General features: G+C 68.7%; 13 protein-coding genes. 10 read left to right on the forward strand and 3 right to left on the reverse strand.

The window, feature by feature from the left end:
* The first annotated feature begins 26 nt into the window (after positions 1-26).
* The 9 genes from ACFJI2_RS08250 (at position 27) to ACFJI2_RS08290 (ending at position 14,878) form a co-directional block, all read left to right on the forward strand.
* On the forward strand, positions 27-296 hold the full coding sequence (locus ACFJI2_RS08250) for a DUF6916 family protein (RefSeq protein ID WP_377704562.1): 270 nt from the start codon (positions 27-29) through the stop codon (positions 294-296).
* A gap of 18 nt (positions 297-314) precedes the next feature.
* The gene (locus ACFJI2_RS08255) at positions 315-824 is read left to right on the forward strand and encodes a phage tail protein (RefSeq protein WP_377704563.1); all 510 of its coding nucleotides are present in this window, start codon (positions 315-317) and stop codon (positions 822-824) included.
* Positions 825-843: 19 nt separating this feature from the next.
* Positions 844-1,380 (forward strand): phage tail protein, encoded by a 537-nt coding sequence (locus tag ACFJI2_RS08260; RefSeq protein ID WP_377704564.1) that lies wholly within the window; start codon positions 844-846, stop codon positions 1,378-1,380.
* 8 nt (positions 1,381-1,388) lie between these two features.
* The gene (locus tag ACFJI2_RS08265) at positions 1,389-1,910 is read left to right on the forward strand and encodes a phage tail protein (protein WP_377704565.1); all 522 of its coding nucleotides are present in this window, start codon (positions 1,389-1,391) and stop codon (positions 1,908-1,910) included.
* Positions 1,911-1,912: 2 nt separating this feature from the next.
* Entirely contained in the window at positions 1,913-2,434 is a 522-nt protein-coding gene (locus tag ACFJI2_RS08270; protein WP_377704566.1) for a GNAT family N-acetyltransferase, read from the forward strand.
* A complete protein-coding gene (locus tag ACFJI2_RS08275; RefSeq protein WP_377704567.1) occupies positions 2,431-2,871 on the forward strand; it encodes a DUF6916 family protein in 441 nt (146 codons plus the stop codon). The genes ACFJI2_RS08270 and ACFJI2_RS08275 overlap by 4 nt, the downstream gene beginning before the upstream one ends.
* A gap of 104 nt (positions 2,872-2,975) precedes the next feature.
* The gene (locus ACFJI2_RS08280; RefSeq protein ID WP_377704568.1) at positions 2,976-12,821 is read left to right on the forward strand and encodes a YDG domain-containing protein; all 9,846 of its coding nucleotides are present in this window, start codon (positions 2,976-2,978) and stop codon (positions 12,819-12,821) included.
* A complete protein-coding gene (locus ACFJI2_RS08285; RefSeq protein ID WP_377704569.1) occupies positions 12,821-14,548 on the forward strand; it encodes a ShlB/FhaC/HecB family hemolysin secretion/activation protein in 1,728 nt (575 codons plus the stop codon). The genes ACFJI2_RS08280 and ACFJI2_RS08285 overlap by 1 nt, the downstream gene beginning before the upstream one ends.
* An 81-nt stretch (positions 14,549-14,629) precedes the next feature.
* Positions 14,630-14,878, forward strand: coding sequence for a hypothetical protein (locus ACFJI2_RS08290; protein WP_132137085.1), 249 nt, complete (start codon positions 14,630-14,632; stop codon positions 14,876-14,878).
* On the opposite strand, the gene ACFJI2_RS08295 is transcribed toward ACFJI2_RS08290, so the two are convergent.
* Positions 14,856-16,040, reverse strand: coding sequence for a multidrug effflux MFS transporter (locus ACFJI2_RS08295; RefSeq protein ID WP_107872059.1), 1,185 nt, complete (start codon positions 16,038-16,040; stop codon positions 14,856-14,858). The two genes, ACFJI2_RS08290 and ACFJI2_RS08295, sit on opposite strands and share 23 nt — an antisense overlap.
* A gap of 179 nt (positions 16,041-16,219) precedes the next feature.
* Between ACFJI2_RS08295 and epsC the strand changes: the two genes are divergently transcribed.
* Positions 16,220-17,161, forward strand: coding sequence for a serine O-acetyltransferase EpsC (gene epsC, locus ACFJI2_RS08300; protein ID WP_377704570.1), 942 nt, complete (start codon positions 16,220-16,222; stop codon positions 17,159-17,161).
* On the opposite strand, the gene ACFJI2_RS08305 is transcribed toward epsC, so the two are convergent.
* Together ACFJI2_RS08305 and ACFJI2_RS08310 are read right to left on the reverse strand one after the other, a co-directional pair.
* Entirely contained in the window at positions 17,158-18,510 is a 1,353-nt protein-coding gene (locus ACFJI2_RS08305) for an LLM class flavin-dependent oxidoreductase (protein WP_377704571.1), read from the reverse strand. The two genes, epsC and ACFJI2_RS08305, sit on opposite strands and share 4 nt — an antisense overlap.
* The gene (locus ACFJI2_RS08310) at positions 18,507-19,370 is read right to left on the reverse strand and encodes a MetQ/NlpA family ABC transporter substrate-binding protein (RefSeq protein WP_377704572.1); all 864 of its coding nucleotides are present in this window, start codon (positions 19,368-19,370) and stop codon (positions 18,507-18,509) included. The genes ACFJI2_RS08305 and ACFJI2_RS08310 overlap by 4 nt, the downstream gene beginning before the upstream one ends.
* Positions 19,371-19,380: the final 10 nt, after the last annotated feature.

Below are 19,380 nucleotides of genomic sequence, written 5' to 3' on the forward strand. Positions count from 1 at the left end.
AGTTGTCTATCGTGCAAGATCTTTCCTTGGAATTCTTTCGCTCCTATGAAGGAGCGCTCTTTGTCGTGGCCGATAGCGGCGGCGTGGCACTGCGTCTGGCCGCGGTCAAACCCGCCGGCATGCCAGGTTACGCCCGCCCGGAAGCCTTTTCCCTGATCTTCGATGGCCCCGCCCAGCCCAATCTGGGGCAGGGTATGTTGCGACTGAACAACGAAGCGGCGGGAGAATTCGACATTTTCCTGGTCCCCGTGGGCGCCAACGCCGGCGCCATCCAATACGAAGCCATCTTCAATTGAATCTTGCAGGAGTAATCCATGGCTGATCCGTTCCTGGCCGAAATCCGGCTGATGTCGTTCCAATTCGCGCCGAAGGGCTGGGCGCTGTGCAACGGCCAAATGCTGCCGATTAACCAGAACCAGGCGCTGTTTTCCCTGCTGGGCACCACCTACGGCGGCAACGGCCAGACTACGTTCGCCTTGCCGGACATGCGCGGCCGCGCGGCGGTGCATAAAGGCGCTTCGTTCTCGCTCGGCACTCAGCTGGGGGCGGAATTCGTCACGCTGAGCGAGTCGCAGCTGCCGCCGCATACCCACGTCGCCAAGGTCAGTGATGTGCTTGCCAACAGCAGCACGCCGGCCAACGCCATGGTGGGGCGCAAAGGCCGCCTGGGCCACGACGTGTTCGGCGCGCCGGATACGCTGACCGCGCTGAACTCCGCCGCAGGCGCGAGCGTCGGCGGCAGCCAGCCGCACGAGAACCGCCAACCATCCTTGACGCTCAGCTACTGCATAGCGCTGCAAGGCATCTTCCCATCCCAGAACTAAATCAACGAGGAGCGACGTCATGGGGCAACCTTATGTAGGCGAAATCCGCCTGTTTGCAGGCAGTTTCGCCCCGGCGGGCTGGATGATCTGCGCCGGCCAGACGCTGCCGATTTCGGAAAACGAAACGCTGTTTCAGCTGATCGGCACCACTTATGGCGGCGACGGCGAGCAAACCTTCTGTCTGCCTGACCTGCAGGGCCGCGTCCCAGTGCACCAGGGGCAGGGGACGGGTAGCGGCACGAACTACGTCATCGGCGAAAAGTTCGGCGTGGAACAGGTTACCCTGAGCACGAGCCAGATGCCTGCGCACCGCCATCCCCCGGTGGCCACCAGCAACCGCGCCAGCCCCGCATACACGGCCAAGACCGGTGTGCTGGCCAATACCGGCGGCGTGCCGGTCTACGGCCTGGCTGGCGGCGGCCTGACCCCGATGCGCTCGGATGCGAACACGGTCACCAGCGTCACCGGCGGCAGCCAGCCGCACGACAATATGGCGCCCTCGCTGGTCATCAACTACATCATTTCCCTGTTCGGGATTTTCCCGAGCCCTACCTGAGGACTGCCATGTCTGACCCGTTTGTCGCGGAAATCCGCGTCTTTCCTTTTAATTTCGCGCCCAAGGGTTGGGCGTTCTGCGACGGCCAATTGCTGCCGATCTCGCAGAATACGGCCTTGTTCTCGCTGGTTGGCACCTACTACGGCGGTGATGGCAAGTCGACCTTCGCGCTGCCGAACCTGCAGGACTGCCACGCCATCGGCACTGGCCAGGGCAACGGCCTGTCCGAGCGTTTTTTGGGCGAGAACGTGGGTTCTGAAACCGTCACGCTGCTGCAGACTGAAATCCCGGCGCACAGCCATAACCAGGGCGGCGGCGCCACGGATGCCGCCTACGCCAGCCCTGGCCAGTCGGTGGTGATGGGCGCCACGCGCGGCACGCAGGTCTACGCCGCCACCGGCGCCACGGTCGACGCCTACGCCGGCGGCTTGGCCACCTCCGGCAGCGGCCTGCCGCACAACAACCGGCAGCCGGCGCTGGGCTTCAATTTCTGCATCGCGCTGCAAGGCGTGTTCCCGCCGCGCGGATGAACATGGAAGCCGCATTGCATCTGCGCGCGATCTGCGAGGCGGACATGCCGCTGCTGCAGCGCATCTACGCGAGCACGCGCGCGGCCGAAATGGCCGCCGTGCCGTGGGACGCTGCTGCCAAGTCGGCCTTCGTGCAGATGCAGTTCGACGCTCAGCACAAGCATTACAGCCGGCATTATGCGGATGCGCAATTTTGCGTGGCGGAGGCCGGCGCCGGCGCGCTGTGCGTGCCAGTGGGGCGCCTGTATGTGTGGCGCCGCCCCGGTGCTATCCACGTCGTGGAGATCACGATACTGCCCGAGTTCCGCCAGCGCGGCTACGGCACGCAGCTGCTGCAAACGCTGCAGCGCGAGGCGGCGGAAGCCGGTGGCGCCTGCGTGGTGAGCATCCACGTCGAGCACGGCAATCCGGCGCTGTCGTTGTACCAGCGGCTGGGCTTTCAGAAAATTAGCGAGAACGGCATGCACGACCTGATGGAATGGCGCGCCGCCGCGGCACAAAACAATACCCCGGAGGGAACATGAAACGACGCGATTTGTTGAAACTGTACGCGGGCTCCGCCGTCATCGGCGGCATGGGCATGGCCGGCGCCGCGCCAGCCGTGGCCGGCGACGCGGTGTCCGCCAGCGCCGCCACGGCAGCAGCGCCGGGCGACGCCGGCTATGCCTGGAGCCTGGCCGCAGCCAAAGCACTGGTAGGGCAGCAGTTCTGGCTGAATCACCCGGAATTGCGCGCGGTGCCGCTCAAGCTGCTGCGCGTGGCGCAACCCGCCAGGCAGGCCGACCCGGCCATGCAGCAATTCTCGCTGGTGTTCGAGGGCGCGGCCCTGCTGGCCGTGGCCGAAGGCACGTACGAACTGCAGAACAGCCGCACCGGCGTGTTCCAGCTGCACCTGGTGCCGCTGCCGCGCGTGAAAGGCCTGAGCAACTTCCGCGCCGACTTCAACCTGCTGACCGCCTGACCGTCCGGCCGCCTGATCGCCCGGCTGCGGCGCCGGCCCGCCCGGGCCGCGCCGCACCACTGCCGCACAACATTTTTGCCTGAACCATACGCTACGGAACTTCCATGCACAAACACGCCACCATGAACCGCTACTACCGCCTCGTCTGGAGCCACGTGCACGCCTGTTGGGTGGCGGTGGCGGAAGGGGCGCGCGGCCATGGCAAGGGCGGTGCGCGCCGCCGCAAGACCACGCTGCTGGCTGCGCTGGCGGCGGCCGGCGCCGCGGGGGCTGGGGCCGCCAGTGCGGCGCCGCCGCTGCCCACCGCGCTGCCGACCGGCGGCCAGGTGGTGGCGGGCCAGGCGCAGATCGGCACCAGCGGCAGCCAGATGACGATTAACCAGGCCACTTCGCAGGCCATCCTGAACTGGGGCACCTTCGACATCGGCGCGCAGGCGTCGGTGAAGTTCCAGCAGCCGTCGGCCAGCGCCGTGGCGCTGAACCGCGTGCAGTCGGCCAACCCGTCGCAGATCTACGGCAAGCTGGATGCGAACGGCCAGGTATTCCTGGTCAACCCGAACGGCGTGCTGTTCGCGCCCGGCGCGCAGGTGAACGTGGGCGGCCTGGTGGCGTCGTCGCTGGACCTGGCGGACCGCGACTTCCTGGCGCGCAGCTATACCTTCGCCGGCGAGGGCGGCGGCGCTGTGCGCAACGAGGGCAGCATCGCGGCCAGGGCCGGCGGCTACGTGGCGCTGCTCGGCCCGAGCGTGGCCAACAGCGGCAGCATCAACGCGCCGCAAGGCAGCGTGGCGCTGGCTGCCGGCCAGCAGATCGGCGTGGACTTGCGCGGCGACGGCCTGATCGCCGTGCGCACCAGCCGCGGCGCCCTGAATGCGCTGGCCGAAAACAATGGCGTGATCCAGGCCGGCGGCGGCCAGGTGCTGCTGAGCGCAAGCGCGGCCGACGCGCTGGCACGCGCCAGCGTCAACAACACGGGCCTGGTGCAGGCCGGCGGCTTGAGCACCAAGGGCGGCAGCATCCGCCTGGTGGCCGACGGCGACGTGCAGGCCGGCGCGCTGGACGTGTCCAGCCAGGGCGCGCAGGGCGGCAGCATCGCCATCAGCGGCAAGGGCGTGTCGCTGGGCGGCGCCATCGCGGCGGACGGCAAGCAGGGCGGCAGCGTCAGCGTGACGGCGGCCGGCCAGCTGGCTTCGGGCGGCGCCGTGTCGGCGCAGGGCACGGACGGCAACGGCGGCAGCATCAGCTACCGCGCCGGGGGCACCCTGACGGAAACCAGCGGCGCCACGGCCAACGCCGGCGGCACGCAGCATGGCGGCAGCATCGCCGTGCAGGCGGACGGCGGCCTGATCACGTCCGGCAGCTACAGCGCGCGCGGCGGCGCCGGCAACGGCGGGCGCATCGACCTGTCGGGCAGCACGGTCAGCCTGCTCAGCGCCAGGGCCGATGCCTCCGGCGAGCAGCAGGGCGGCCTGGTACGCGTGGGCGGCGCCTTCCAGGGCGGCGCCGCGCAAGGCGCGGGCACCGACGCGCGCTTCGCCAAGCGCTGGGGCCACACGCCGGCCATCGCCTCGGCCGGACGCACCTTCATCAACGACAGCAGCGCCATCGACGTCAGCGCGCGCGGCGCGGCGGGACAGGGCGGCACCGCCGTGGTGTGGTCGGAACAGCAGACCACCATGCTCGGCCGCGTGGACGCGCGCGGCGGCGCGCAGGACAGCAACGGCAGCGGCGGCGCAGTGGAAGTGTCGTCGCACGGCGACCTGCGCTACCTGGCGCTGGACGGCATCCAGGCCGGCACCGGCGGCGCCTTGCTGCTGGACCCGAAAAACCTCGTCATCGGCGACTTCAACTATGCCTACACGTGGACCGCCGAGGCCATCCTGGGCAGCGGCTACGCAGGCGGCAAGAACGGCTCCGTGTCCGGCCTGGCCAGCGGCGGCAGCTTCGGCGCGGCCGTGGCGCTCAGTTCCGACAGCACGGTGCTGGCCGTGGGCGCGCCCATGGATGGCGGCGCCTCCGCCACCGGCGCCGCGCGCGGCTCGGTGCGCGTGTTCGGTTTCACCGACGGCAACTTCAGCGGCGCGGCACTGAAAAGCACCATAGGCTCGGGCTACACCGGCACCAACGATACCAACCTGACCCTGGCCGACGGCGCGCTGTTCGGCAGCTCGGTGGCGCTGAACGCGGCCGGCACCAAGCTGGCGGTGGGCGCCGTCGGCGAAAACAACGGCGCCGGCACGGTGCGCTTGTTCGACCTGAACGCCAGCACCACCAAGGCCACGCTGCAGACCACGCTGACGGCCGGCGCCGGCGGCTTTAGCGGCGGCGCCTACGCGCAGCAGTTCGGCACCGCCGTCGCGCTCAACGGCGACGGCACCCGCCTGGCGGTCGGCGCCGTCAACGATGGCGGCTCCGGCAACAGCTGCACCAGCTGCGGCGCGGTCTACCTGTTCAACAATGCCGTGCTGGGCACCACCATTGGCTCGGGCTATGCCAGTGCCTTCAGCCTGGCGCAGAATGCGCAGTTCGGCTCGGCGGTGGCGCTCAACGCGGCCGGCGACAAGCTGGCTGTGGGCGCGGTCGGCGTGGACGACCTGAAGGGCGCGGTTTATGTGTTCGGCACCACGGGCTCCTCGGCCAGCCTGGCCGCCACCTACAGCAGCACGGCCGCCAGCAGCGGCGCCAACCTGAACGTGAACCTGTCGAGCAACGAGCTGTTCGGCTCCTCGCTCGCGTTCAACTCGGCCGGCACGCGCCTGGCGATCGGCTCGCCTTCCACCGGCGGCGTTGCCGACGCGGGCCTGGGGCCGGGCAGCGTGCGCCTGATCGACACCAGCAGCGGTTCGCCCGTGCTGAAAGCGGTGCTGCGACGCGGCCTGCGCCTGGGCGACGGCTCCTTCCACACCACGCCCGACTATTCCGGCTTCGGCTACGCGCTGGCGCTGAACGGCGCGGGCGACCGCCTGGTGGTCGGCGCGCCTTACGCCAACAGTGCCAACGACAGTATCGAAGGCGCCGGCGCGGTCTACGCCTATTCGCTGGCCAACCCCGTATACACCGGCGTCAACTACACCGATGCCACCGGTCTGAATGTGGGCATCGACGCGTCCAGCCTGGCGCAGCAGATCGCCAACGGCACTTCGGTCACGCTGCGGGCCAGCAATGATCTGCTGGTCAACAGCGCCGTGCTGGCCAGTACCGGCGCGGGGCGCGGCACGCTGACGCTGGAAGCGGGCCGCAGCCTGACGGTCAATGCCGGCATCAGCACCGGCGGCGGCAACCTGAGCCTGCTGGCCAATGCCAACGATGCCGCCGTGGTGGCGGCCGACCGCGACGTCGGCAGCGCCGCGCTGACCGTGGCCAGCGGCGCCACCATCGACACTGGTGCCGGCACCGCCGCGCTGGCCATCGGCACCGGCTACCACGCCGGCCGCGACGCCAGCGGCGACATCCAGGTGGACGGCACCGTGCGCGGCCGCCAGATCAGCCTGATCAACAGCGGCAAGACTGCCGGCAGCGACGTGCGCGTCGCCAGCACCGGCCGCCTGGTCGGCACCGACACCAGCGGCACCTCGGTGCTGGTGGCTGCAGCGGGTGCCGGCGGCGGCACCTTCTACAGCAGCGCGGGCGCCAGCACCATCAGCACCGTTGCCGGCGGCCGTTACCTGGTGTACTCGGACAACCCGACCAACACCGCCGAGGGCATGAGCGGCTACAGCAAGCACTATAACCAGGCCTACAGCGGCACTGCGCCGGCCTACGCCGCCAGCGGCAGCTGGTTCCTGTACTCGGTGGCGCCGGTGCTGACGGTGACTGCCAACAGCGGCGTCACCAAGGTGTACGACGGCCTGGCCATGGGCAATATCGGCTACGCGTCGGTGTCCGGCCTGATCGACGGCGACGCCAACGGCGCGCTGACCGGCAGCCTGTCCGGCGCATCCGGCGCATCCGGCAAGAACGTGGGCACGTACGCGGTGCAGCTGGGCACGCTGGCCAGTTCGCTCGGCTACACCATTGCGGTCGCGCCCAAGAATTACACCATCACCGCCCGCACGCTGACCGCCACCGCCACCGGCAACAACAAGGTGTACGACGCGCTCACCGGCGCCAGCGTGACCTTCGGCGACAACCGCGTCAGCGGCGACGCGCTGACCCTGAACGGCACGGCGGCCTTTACCTCCAAGGGCGTTGGCACCGGCAAGACCATCAACGTCAGCGGCATCACGCTGTCGGGCGCGGACGCGGCCAACTACACGCTGGGCAATGCCACAGCCACCACCACAGGCAATATCACCGCGCGCACGCTGCACGCCACGGCCGGCAATGTCAGCAAGGTGTACGACGGCCAGACCGGCGTGGCCAGCATGGCCGGCGTGCTGGGCGACGACCGCATCGCGGGCGACACCCTGACGCTGACCGGCAGCGGCAGCTACGACGACAAGAATGCAGGCAGCGGCAAGACCGTGACCTACACCGGCCTGGGCCTGTCCGGCGGCGATGCCGCCAACTACGTGCTGGACTCGGCCACCATCACCGGCGCCGGCGCCATCACGCAGCGCACGCTGACGGCCACCGCCAGCGGCGTGAGCAAGGTCTACGACGGTTCTGCCGCCGCCACCGCCACGCTGGGCGACAACCGCGTCAGCGGCGACGTGCTGACGCTGAGCAGCACCGGCGCCAGCTACGCCAACAAGAACGCCGGCAATGGCAAGACCCTCACCGTGAACGGCATCTCCCTGTCCGGCACGGACGCGGCCAACTACACGCTGGCCAGCACCACGGCCACCGGCACCGGCGACATCACCAAGCGCACGCTGACCGCCAGCGCCACCGGCGTGGACAAGGTGTACGACGGCCTGGCCGCCGCCGCCGTCACGCTGGCCGACGACCGCGTTGCGGGCGACGCGCTTACCCTCAGCGGCACCGGCGCCTTTGGCGACAAGAACGCCGGCAGCGGCAAGGCGATTTCGGTGAGCGGCATCGCCGTTTCCGGCACCGACGCGGCCAACTACACGCTGGCCAGCACCACCGCAAGCACCACCGCCAGCATCGCGCAGCGCACGCTGACCGCCAGCGCCGTCGGCGTGAACAAGGTGTACGACGGCCTGACCACGGCCACGGCCACGCTGGCCGACAACCGCGTCGCAGGCGACACGCTCACGCTCACCGGCGGCAGCGCCAGTTTCGCCGACAAGAACGCGGCCAACGGCAAGACCGTCACCGTGGAAGGCGTGACGCTGGGCGGCACGGATGCGGCCAACTACACCCTCGCTTCCACCACTGCCACCGGCACCGCCAACATCACCAAGCGCACGCTGGCTGCCAGCGCCACCGGCATCGACAAGGTGTACGACGGCTCCACCGCAGCCACCGTCACCTTTGGCGACGACCGCGTGAGCGGCGACGTGCTGGCCCTGAGCGGCAGCGCTGCCTTCGGCAACAAGAACGTGGGCAGCGGCAAAGCCGTTACCGTCACCGGCCTCGCGCTCTCCGGCGCCGATGCGAACAACTACGCGCTGGCCGGCACCACGGCCAGCACCACCGCCGCCATTACCCCGCGCGCGCTGACGGCCAGCGCCACCGGCATCGACAAGGTGTATGACGGCCAGACCGCCGCCACGGTCACGCTCGGCGACGACCGCGTGACCAACGACGTGCTGACGCTGACCAGCTCCGGCGCGGCGTTCGCCGACAAGAACGCCGGCAGCGGCAAGGCCATCTCGGTCAGCGGCATTGCGCTGTCCGGCACGGACGCGGCCAACTACACGCTGTCGAACACCACGGCCAGCACCACCGCCAATATCGCGCAGCGCGTGCTGAACGCCAGCGCCACGGCCAGCGGCAAGGTGTATGACGGCCAGACCGCCGCCAGCGCCACGCTGGGCGATGACCGCATCGCAGGCGACGTGCTGACCCTGGGCAGCAGCGGCGCCGCGTTCGCCGACAAGAATGCCGGCACCGGCAAGACTGTCACCGTGAGCGGCATTACCGTCTCCGGTACGGACGCGGCCAACTACACGCTGGCCTCCGGCACCGCCACGACGACGGCCGACATCGCCAAGCGCACGCTGACCGCCAGCACCGGCAGCGTGACCAAGGTATACGATGGCCTTGCCGCCGCCACCATCTCACTGAGCGACGACCGCGTGGCCGGCGACGTGCTCACCACCAGCGGCAGCGCCGTCTATTCCGACAAGAACGCCGGCACCGGCAAGACCGTGACCGTCAGCGGCATCGCGCTGTCAGGCACGGACGCCGCCAACTACACGCTGGCCTCCACTTCGGCCACCAGCAACAACGGCAGCATCACGGCGCGCACGCTGCACGCCGGCACCACGGGCGGGGGCAAGGTCTATGACGGCCTGACCACCAGCAGCGCCACCTTGACCGACGACCGCGTGGCAGGCGACGTGCTGACCCTGACCGGCGGCGCCGCCAGCTTCGCCGACAAGAATGCCGGCACCGGCAAGACCGTCACCATCGGCGGCCTGTCCCTGTCCGGCGCGGATATGAACAACTATGTGCTGGCCTCGACCAGCGCCACCGGCACCGCCGACATCACCGCACGGACGCTGGCCGCCACCGCCACCGCGCTGGACAAGGTGTACGACGGCAGTCTGCTCGCCAGCGTGAACTACGGCGACAATCGCGTGGCCGGCGACGTACTGACCATCGGCGGCACCGCCGCCTTCGCGGACAAGAACGTGGGCGCGGCGAAAAACGTGTCCATCACCGGCATGACGCTGAGCGGCGCAGACGCGCTCAACTACACGCTGGCCTCGGCTACCGCCAGCAGCAGCGCCGCCATCACGCCGCGCCAGCTGACCGTGGGCGCCAGCGCCGGCAACAAGGTGTACGACGGCTCCGCCGCCGCCACCGCGACGCTGAGCGACAACCGCGTGGCGGGCGACTCGCTGACCCTGGCCAGCACCGGCGCCGCCTTTGCGGACAAGAGCGCCGGCACCGGCAAGACCGTCACCGTGAGCGGCATCTCGTTCTCCGGTACGGACTTCGGCAACTACACGCTGGCCAACACCAGCGCCACCGCCAGCGCGAACATTACGCAGCGCGTGCTGAACGCCAGCGCCGTGGCGGGCAACAAGGTGTACAACGGCACGACGGCCGCTGCCGTCACGCTGTCGGACGACCGCGTCTCGGGCGACGTGCTGACGCTGTCGAACGCCGGCGCCGCCTTCGCCGACAAGAACGTGGGCAGCGCCAAGACCGTCACCGTGAACGGCTTGGCCATCTCCGGCACGGATGCGGCCAACTACACGCTCGCTTCCAGCAGCGCCACCGCCAGCGCGGACATCACCGCACGCGTGCTCAACGTGGCGGGCGGCAGCGTGAGCAAGGTCTATGACGGCCTGCTGACCGGCCAGGCCTCGCTCAGTGGCGACGCGGTCGCCGGCGACGTGCTGAGCATCACCGGCACCGCCGCTTTCACCGACAAGAACGCCGGCACGGGCAAAACCGTCAACGTCAGCGGCATTGCGCTGTCCGGCGCGGACGCGGCCAACTACACGCTGGCGTCCACCTCGCTGGCCACCACCGGCAGCATCGCCAAGCGCGCGCTGACGGCCACCGCCACCGGCAGCACCAAGGTCTACGACGGCAACCTGGCGGCCGCCGTGACGCTGGCTGACAACCGTGTCACCGGCGACGACCTGGCGCTGGCGGGCAGCGGCAGCTATGCGGACAAGAACGTTGGCGCCGGCAAGACCATCACGGTCGGCGGCATCACGCTGAGCGGCGCCGATGCGGGCAACTATACGATGGCGCCCGGCGCGGTGCAGACCACCGGCACCATCACGGCGCGCACGCTGAACGCCACCGCCACCGGCCAGAACAAGGTCTATGACGGTACGCTGACAGCAGGCCTCAGCCTTGCATCGGATGCGCTGGCCGGCGACACCGTGGCGCTGGCCGGCCAGGGCGCGTTCGCCGACAAGAACACCGGCAACGGCAAGGCCGTCAGCGTGACGGGCGTCACCCTGTCGGGCGCCGATGCCGGCAACTACGTGCTGGGCACCGCGCCGACCGCCACCACTGCGAACATCACGCAGCGTGCGCTTAGCGTGACCGCGTCGGCAAGCAGCAAGGTCTATGACGGCAATACGTCCGCGTCCATCTCGCTGGCCGACAACCGCGTTGCAGGCGACCAGCTGGCGCTCACCAGCAGCGGCGGATCGTTCGCCGACAAGAACGCCGGCACCAAGTCGGTTTCGGTGAGCGGCATTGCCGTCAGCGGCGCGGACGCGGGCAACTACGCGCTGACGTCCACCACGGCCAGCGGCAGCGGCACCATAACCCAGCGCACCCTGAACGCGAGCGCCACGGTCAGCACCAAGGTCTACGATGGCAGTACCACGGCCACGGTGACGCTGGGCGACGACCGTATCGCCGGCGACTCCCTGTCCGTCGTCAGCGGCGCGGCCAGCTTCGCGGACAAGAACGCGGGCAGCGGCAAGGCAGTCAGCGTGACCGGGCTGACGCTGTCCGGCGCGGATGCCGGCAACTATGCGCTGGCATCGAACGCCGCCAGCGCCACCGGCACCATCACGCAGCGCGCCCTGAACGCGAGCGCCGCCAACGTGACCAAGGTATACGACGGCAGCACCAGCGCCACCGTGGTGCTGAGCGACGATCGCGTTGCAGGCGACGCGCTGCAAGTGAGCGGCCAGGGCAGCTTCAGCGACGCCAACGCCGGCACCGGCAAGAAAGTGAATATCACCGGCCTGGCGCTGAGCGGCGCAGACGCGGCCAACTACACCTTCGCCGGCGGCAGCGCCAGCGGCACCGGCACCATCACGCAGCGCGCGCTGCAAGCCACGATAGGCGGCACCACGGTGAAGACCTACGACGGCACTACCAGCGCCGTGCTCAATCCCGGCGCGGTCACGCTGACGGGCTTTGTGGCGGGGCAGGGCGCCACGCTGCAAGCGGGCAGCACCGGCCAGTACAACGACGCCAACGTGGCGGGCGCCACCACCGTGAGCACCGCGCTGTCGCCCGCAAGCTTCAGCGCCGGCTCGGGCACGCTGCTGTCGAACTACCTGCTGCCAACGGTGGCCACCGGCGCCGGCGCGATTACGGCGCGCAGCGTTTCGGTCACCGGCATGCAGGCCGCCACCAAGGTCTATGACGGCAACACGGCCGCCACCTTGAGCAATCGGGGCACACTGGCCGGCCTGGTGGCGGGCGAGAGCCTGACCCTGAACGGCCCGTCCACCGGTGTGTTCGATACCCGCAGCGCCGGCACGGGCAAGACCGTCACCGCCAGCGGCTATTCGCTGGGCGACGGCGCCGGCGGCAAGGCGTCCAACTACGCGCTGGCCAGCAGCACGGCCACCGGCACCGGCACGATTTCGCAAGCCACGCTGAGCGTGGTGGTGGACGACAAGTCCCGCGTGCAGGGCACCGCCAACCCGGCCTTCACCGCCAGCGTGAGCGGCCTGGTGGGCGGCGACACGCGCGACGTGCTGGGCAACTTGGTCTTCAATACCAGCGCCACCACGCAGTCGGCGGCCGGCCAGTACGCTGTTACCGCCAGCGGCGCGGCACCGAACGACTACCGCGTGTTCTTCCTGGACGGCGTGCTGACGGTGACGTCGGCCGGCGTGCAGCCGGGCCAGTTCGACCCGGTCGCGGCCATCGTCAACAGCGTGAACCCGGTTGCCGCCACGGCGCAGGGCTTCGGCAGCGGCAGCTTCGGCGCCGCGTCCGGCGGAAACAGCCCGCAAGCCCTGCTGGCGGAAGCCCGCGAAGAGAACAAGGCCAACAACCCCGGCAACGGCGGCGGCAACAATGGTGGCACTGGTGGCACTGGTGGCACTGGTGGCAATGCCGGCAATAACGCCGGCGCGCCCGCACCGGCAAACGACGTCACTTTCGTGAACGGCAATTCGAAGATCGTGTCCCGCAACGGCGGCGTAAGGAATCTGGAGTAATGAGCAAGATGAATCACATGGAAGTAAAAGCCCGCGCCGCAGCCCTGGCCATATTGCTGGCGCCCGCCGCCGTCTTCGCGCAGACCGTTCCGGACGCCGGCGGCGTGCTGGAATCGAACCGCCTGCCTGCGCTGATCCCGCCGCTGCGCTCCGGCACCAAGGTGGTGCCGGACGTGAAGCCGCAGACCGGCGCCGCGCTGCCTGGCGACCAGAAAGTCTTCGTCAAGGGCTACGCATTCAAGGGCAACACCGCCTTCACGGAACAGGAGCTGGCCAAGGTACTGGCGCCGTACGCTGGGCGCGAGGTGAGCTTCAATGAGCTGGGCCAGGCTGCGTTGGCCGTGTCCGAGTACTACCGCGCGCACGGCTACCTGATCGCGTCCGCAGCGCTGCCGGCGCAGGAGCTGGCGCAGGGCATCGTCACCATCCAGGTGCTGGAAGGACGCTTGTCCGCCGTGCGCCTGGTGCCGGACGCCAGCGTGCGCGTGAGCCAGGAGCTGGTGCGCCGCTACCTGGACGGCGCGCTGCGCCCCGGCCAGCCGCTGAAGGAAGCGGAGCTGGAGCGCGCCGTGCTGCTGGTGGAAGACCTGCCGGGCGTGAACGCGCGCGCGGAACTCAGCCCCGGCGCGCAGTTCGGCGAAACGGCGGTCGATATCGGCTTGTCCGAAGGCCCCATGTTCAACGGGAACGTCAGCCTGGACAACTCGTCCAACCGCTACACCGGCCGCACCCGCATTTCCGGCGGCCTGAATGTGGACGACATCGGCGGGCAGGGCGGGCAGTTGTCCGCGCTGGCCTCCACCACCGGCTCGGACTTCAACTACGGCCGCCTGGGCTACGTCATGCCAATCGGCGGCGCGGGCACGCGCGCCGGCCTGGCGCATTCGCGCATGCACTACAAGCTGGGCAAGGAATTCGAATCGCTGGATTCCAGCGGCAACGCCAACATCACGCAAGTGCTGGTGACGCATCCGCTGCTGCGCTCGCGCTTCCGTAACCTGCAGCTGCGCGCCGGCTACGACGACAAGCGCTACGACAACTCGGCCAAGGACGTGCAGATCAGCGACAAGCTGGTACGCAACGTCACCGTGGGCCTGAGCCTGAACATGCAGGACGACGTGGGCGGCGGCGGCCTGTTGTCCGCCAGCGTGGACGCGACGCGCGGCGACGTGGACCTGTCGCGCAACGCGGCCTTCGCCGCCGGCGACGCGGCCGGTCCCGGCACGGCGGGCAAGTTCACCCGCTTCAACTACCAGGTCAGCCGCATCCAGGCGCTGGTGCCTGGCGTGACGCTGCTGGCCAGCGTGGGCGGCCAGCTGGCATCGGGCAACCTGGAGTCGGGCGAGAAGATGTCGCTGGGCGGCGCGGGCCGCGTGCGCGCCTACCCGGCCGGAGAAGCCAGCGGCGACGCCGGCCACGTCGTCACCGTGGAAACCCACTGGGACGTGCCGGCCTACAAACTGGACCTGTCGGTGTTCTATGACGCGGGCCGCGTCACGCTGGTGCGTTCGCCGTATCCGGGCGCGCTGGCGGCCGCCGCCGCCAACAAGTACACCCTGCAGGGCGCCGGCGTGGGCGTGAGCTGGCGGCCGATGGCGAAAACCGTCGCGTCGCTGCAGGTCGCCACCAAGATCGGCAGCAATCCGGCGCGCGCCGCCAACGGCGACGATTCGGACGGCACCTCCTCGCGCACCCGGGCCTGGGTGCAGATCGCGCGCTATTTCTAAAGACGGGGGACAGTCTGCCGTGCGCCCCGGCGCGCTGCGGCAGGCATATACTGGCGCCAAAGGCTATCTTGGAGAACAGCAATGGATGAGCAACAGCGGCGCCAGTTTATCAACCAGGTTTGGCAGCGCTTCGAGGAAGTGCAGAACTGGGCTATCGCCAACTGGCCGGACCGCGACCGGCCGCTTTCCACTTCCGATTTCGTCGAGGCGCGCAAGGAGATCCTTGCGCTGGGCCTGACGGGGGACGCGCGCCTGTCGCAGCCTGCCGAGCCGGAACCGGAGCAGGGCGGCGCGCAGTATATCGACGTTACGCCGGCGCCGTGGCCGTAGAGCGGTGCGCCGCCACCCAGGCGGCGAAGCTGATCACCAGGCCTGCCATCACGCCGCAAGCGAGCTTGTAGGCACTGTCGAACAGCAGCGGCGCCACCACGCCTGAAATCAGCGCGAACAAAATCATCTGGATGAAGGACTGCATCGACGAAGCCAGCCCACTGTTGTTGGGGAAATGGTTCAGCGCGATCAGCGTCATCGGCGGCATGGCGATGGCCAGCGCGAACGAATACACGAACAGCGGCAGCACCGCCCACGGTACTTCCGCCGCGAAGTAGTGGTTGTACGCCATGTTGGCGGCGCCCGCCGCGCCCATGATGGCGTAGCTGGCCCAGATCTGCGCGCTCTGCGTGTAGCGTTTGGCCAGCTTGCCGGACAGCGCCGACCCCACCACGGAGCCGCTGATCAGCGGGAAGAACAGCCAGGCGAACGCGGTTTCAGGCAGGTGCAGGATCTGCATCACGAAGTAGGCGGCCGAACCGATGTAGAGCGCGAAGCCGCCGAAGGCCATGCCCACGCTCACCGACAGCAGCAGGAACTGGCGGTGGCACAGCACTTTCCAGTAATTCGCGGCGATGACGCCGCCATGGAAGGCATGCCGGTTCTCCCTGGGCAGGCTCTCCGGCAGCAGGCGCAGCACGGCGAAATACATCAGGATGCCGAAGCCGGTCAGGAACCAGAAAATCGAGCGCCAGCCGAAGGACACTTGCAGCCAGCCGCCCAGGATGGGCGCCAGCGCCGGCGCCAGGCCGAACACCATCATCACGTGCGACATGATCTTCTGCGCTTCCGCGCCTTCGAAGCGGTCCTGCACGATGGCGCGGCTGACCACCATGCCGGCACCGGCCGACAGGCCTTGCAGGATGCGGCAGGCCAGCAGCACGCCGAAGGAGGGCGCCAGCGCGGCCACGATGGAGGCGGCCGTGTAGATCACCAGCGACACCAGGATCACCGGGCGGCGGCCAAAGGAGTCGGACATGGTGCCGTAGAACAGCATCATGAAGGCGAAGCAGAACAGGAACAGGCTGAGGGTCTGCTGGATGGCGATGGGGCTCGCGTCGAAAGCCAGCGCGATGGCGGGGAAAGACGGAAGATAGGTGTCGATGGCGAGCGGCCCGACCATGGTGAGCCCGGCCAAGAGCAGTGTCAGCAGAATATTCATGGATGCGTTATTGTTACCTGGAGCGGTATTTTACGCCACGCGCCGGGGCTTGTGCCGGACGCGCATGCGCGGGCATATCGATATGCGGAATTCGCATATCGAATGGCGAATTTATTCCTTCGCTTTGCGCGGGCCGCTCATTAAGCTCCTAGGCCAATAACACTGTTTTTTGAGATCCCATGACTATCGACACTTATGACGGCACCGGCGTGCGCCCTGCGCACTGGAATCTGGGACCGGTGATCGAGCAGCTGCGCATTTCGCGCGAAGCCACGCACAATATCCGCCACCAGGGCCGGGTGCGCGAGTTGCCGTCGCGCGAGGCGCTCACCACCATCGTCAACGGCCTGTCGGCCGTGCTGTTCCCCACGCACTACGGCCGGCCCAACCTGACCGACGAGAGCATCGATTACTTCGTCGGCGACACGCTCAACACCACGCTGAACCGCCTCACCGAGCAGGTGCGGCGCGGCCTGCAGTTCTCCGAGCAGACGGAGGTGCCGGCGCAGCACAGCAGCGAGGACGCGCTGACCGAGCAGGCCCACAACATCACGCGCGAATTCGCCGCCGGGCTGCCGGGCATCCGTGCGCTGCTGGTGTCGGACGTGCAGGCCGCGTTCGCGGGCGACCCGGCGGCAACCTCGGTGGCCGAGATCATGCTGTGCTATCCGGGCACCATCGCCATCCTGCACTACCGCCTGGCGCACTTGCTGCACCAGCTGGGCGCGCCGTTCATCGCGCGCCTGATCTGCGACATCGCGCATTCCAAGACCGGTGTGGACATCCATCCGGCCGCGCAGATCGGCGCCAGCTTCTTCATCGACCACGGCACCGGCGTGGTCATCGGCGAGACCGCCATCCTTGGGCAGGGCGTGCGGCTGTACCAGCACGTCACGCTGGGCGCCAAGCGCTTCCCGGCGGATGCCAGCGGAGCGCTCATCAAGGGCACGCCGCGCCACCCCATCGTGGAAGACGACGTCGTTATCTACGCGGGCGCCACCATCCTGGGCCGCATTACCATCGGCGCCGGTTCCACCATCGGCGGCAATGTGTGGCTCACGCAGAGCGTGCCGGCCCACAGCAACGTGTCCCAGGCGCAGATGCGCAACGACTGCCGCTAGTCCGGGTGTGGCGCCGCTGCGGCCGCGAGGCGGTCCCGCCCCAGCAGCTTTTGCCGCAGCGTGCCGGGCGTGTACTCGCGCTGGTAGCGCCCCCGCCGCTGCAGCTCGGGCACGATGTAATCCACCACGTCCTGCATCGACTCGTGCGCCACCGCGAAGGCCAGGTTGAAGCCATCGATGCCGGTCTCGTCCTGCCAGCCCTCCAGCAGGTTCGCCACCTGGTGCGCATCGCCCACCAGCACCGGGCCGCGCCCGCCCAGCCCGATGAATTCGGCCGCCTCGCGCACCGTCCACTTGCGGCCCGGGTCGGCCTGGCTGAAAGAGGCCAGCGCCGAGCGGCCCGCTTCCGAATCGATGTAGTCTATGGTCGCATCCAGCGGATAGAGGCTGAAGTCCACGCCGGTCCAGCCGGACAGCAGCGCGAGCGCCGCTTCGATGTCGATATGGCTGCGGTACTCCTCGTACTTGGTCCAGGCCTCCTCCTCGCTGGCGCCGGTGACGATTAGCGCCTGCGTGTAGATCAGCAGGTCCTCCGGTGCGCGCCCGGCAGCTACGGCCGCGCTGCGCAGGTGGTCCACATACTTCGCCACCACCGCCTTGCTTGGGCCGCTGACGAAAGTCACCTCCGCGTGCTGCGCCGCAAACGTCGTGCCGCGCCTGGACGTGCCGGCCTGGAACAGCACCGGCGTGCGCTGCGGCGACGGCGCGCACAGGTGAATGCCGGGCACCTTGTAGTAGCGGCCTTCGTGCGCAATCGGACGCACCTTGGCCGGATCGATGTAGACCCCGCGCTGCCTGTCGTTCACCACCGCATCGTCTTCCCAGCTGTACTCCCACAGCTTGCGCACCACCGCCAGGTATTCGTCCGCCAGGTCGTAGCGCTCGTCGTGGCCGGGCTGGCGCTCCAGGCCCAGGTTGCGCGCCGCGCTGTCCAGGTAGCCGGTGACGATGTTCCAGCCGATGCGCCCTCGTGTCAGGTGGTCCAGCGTGGACATGCGGCGCGCAAAGGTATAGGGATGCTCGTAGGTCAGCGCGCAGGTCACGCCGAAGCCCAGGTGCTCGGTGGCCTGCGCCATCAGCGGCACCAGCGCGAGCGGATCATTCAGCGGCACTTGCACCGCGTGCTTCAGGGCCGCGTCCACGCTGCCCTGGTAGACGTCGTACACGCCCAGCACGTCGGCCAGGAACACGGCGTCGAAGCGGCCCGCTTCCAGCAGCCGCGCCAGTTCCGTCCAGTGTTCGGGTTCCGTATAGCGGTGGCTGGTGTCGCGCGGATGCGTCCACAGGCCGGGCGACTGGTGGCCCACCGTGTTCATCTGGAACGCGTTGAAGCGGATTCGCTTGCTCATTGCGCCTCGAGCGCCAGCTGGTAGTCGGTCTTCGAGTAGTCCGCAAAATACTTGTTCGTCACCGCCAGGAACTCGCGCGAGCGGTAGGCGGCTTCCAGGTCTTTGGCGAACTGCTTGTTCTTGTCGGCCGTGCGCACCGCTACCAGGTTGATGTAGTTCGGCGAAATCTTCTCCGTCACCAGGGCCTCGCTCAGCTTCAGGCCCGAGGCCAGCGCGTAATTGCCGTTGACGAAGGAGTAGTCCGTGTCCTGCAGGGAGCGTGGCAGCTGGGCGGCTTCCAGCGGCACCAGCTTGATCTTTTTGGTGTTGGAGGCGATATCCTTTTCGGACGCGCGGATCGGATCGGTGCCGGCGCGCAGCTTGATCCAGCCCAACTGGTCCAGCAGCACCAGCGCGCGCGCCTGGTTGGCCGGGTCGTTCGGCAGGGCGACCGTGCTGCCTTCCCTGGCGTCGCTCAGCGTCTTGTGCTTCTTGCTGTAGATGGCGATGGGCGCGGTGGGGATGGTCACCAGTTCGCTCAGCGCCAGCTTATGCTCGCTGGCGAACTTCTTCAGGTAGATGATGTGCTGGAACACGTTGGCGTCCAGCGAACCCTCGGCCAGCGCGAAGTTGGGCTGGACATAGTCGTTGAACTCCACCAGCTTGACCTTGTAGCCCTGTTTTTCGAGGATCGGCTTGATGCCCAGCTTGATCTGGTCGGCGTAGGGGCCGGCGCTGGTGCCGATCACCAGCTCTTTCGGGTCTTTGGCGTTGGCCGGTGCGGAAGCCAGGCCCGCCGCGAGGCCGGCGGCTGCGATGACGGCGACGCTGAGCGCGCGCAGGACAAGGGTGCGGCGGCGTGCGCGGTGGAAGATGGTCATGGGTTCTCCT

The sequence above is a fragment of the Pseudoduganella sp. UC29_71 genome, assembly GCF_042693265.1.
Classification (GTDB): domain Bacteria; phylum Pseudomonadota; class Gammaproteobacteria; order Burkholderiales; family Burkholderiaceae_D; genus Rugamonas.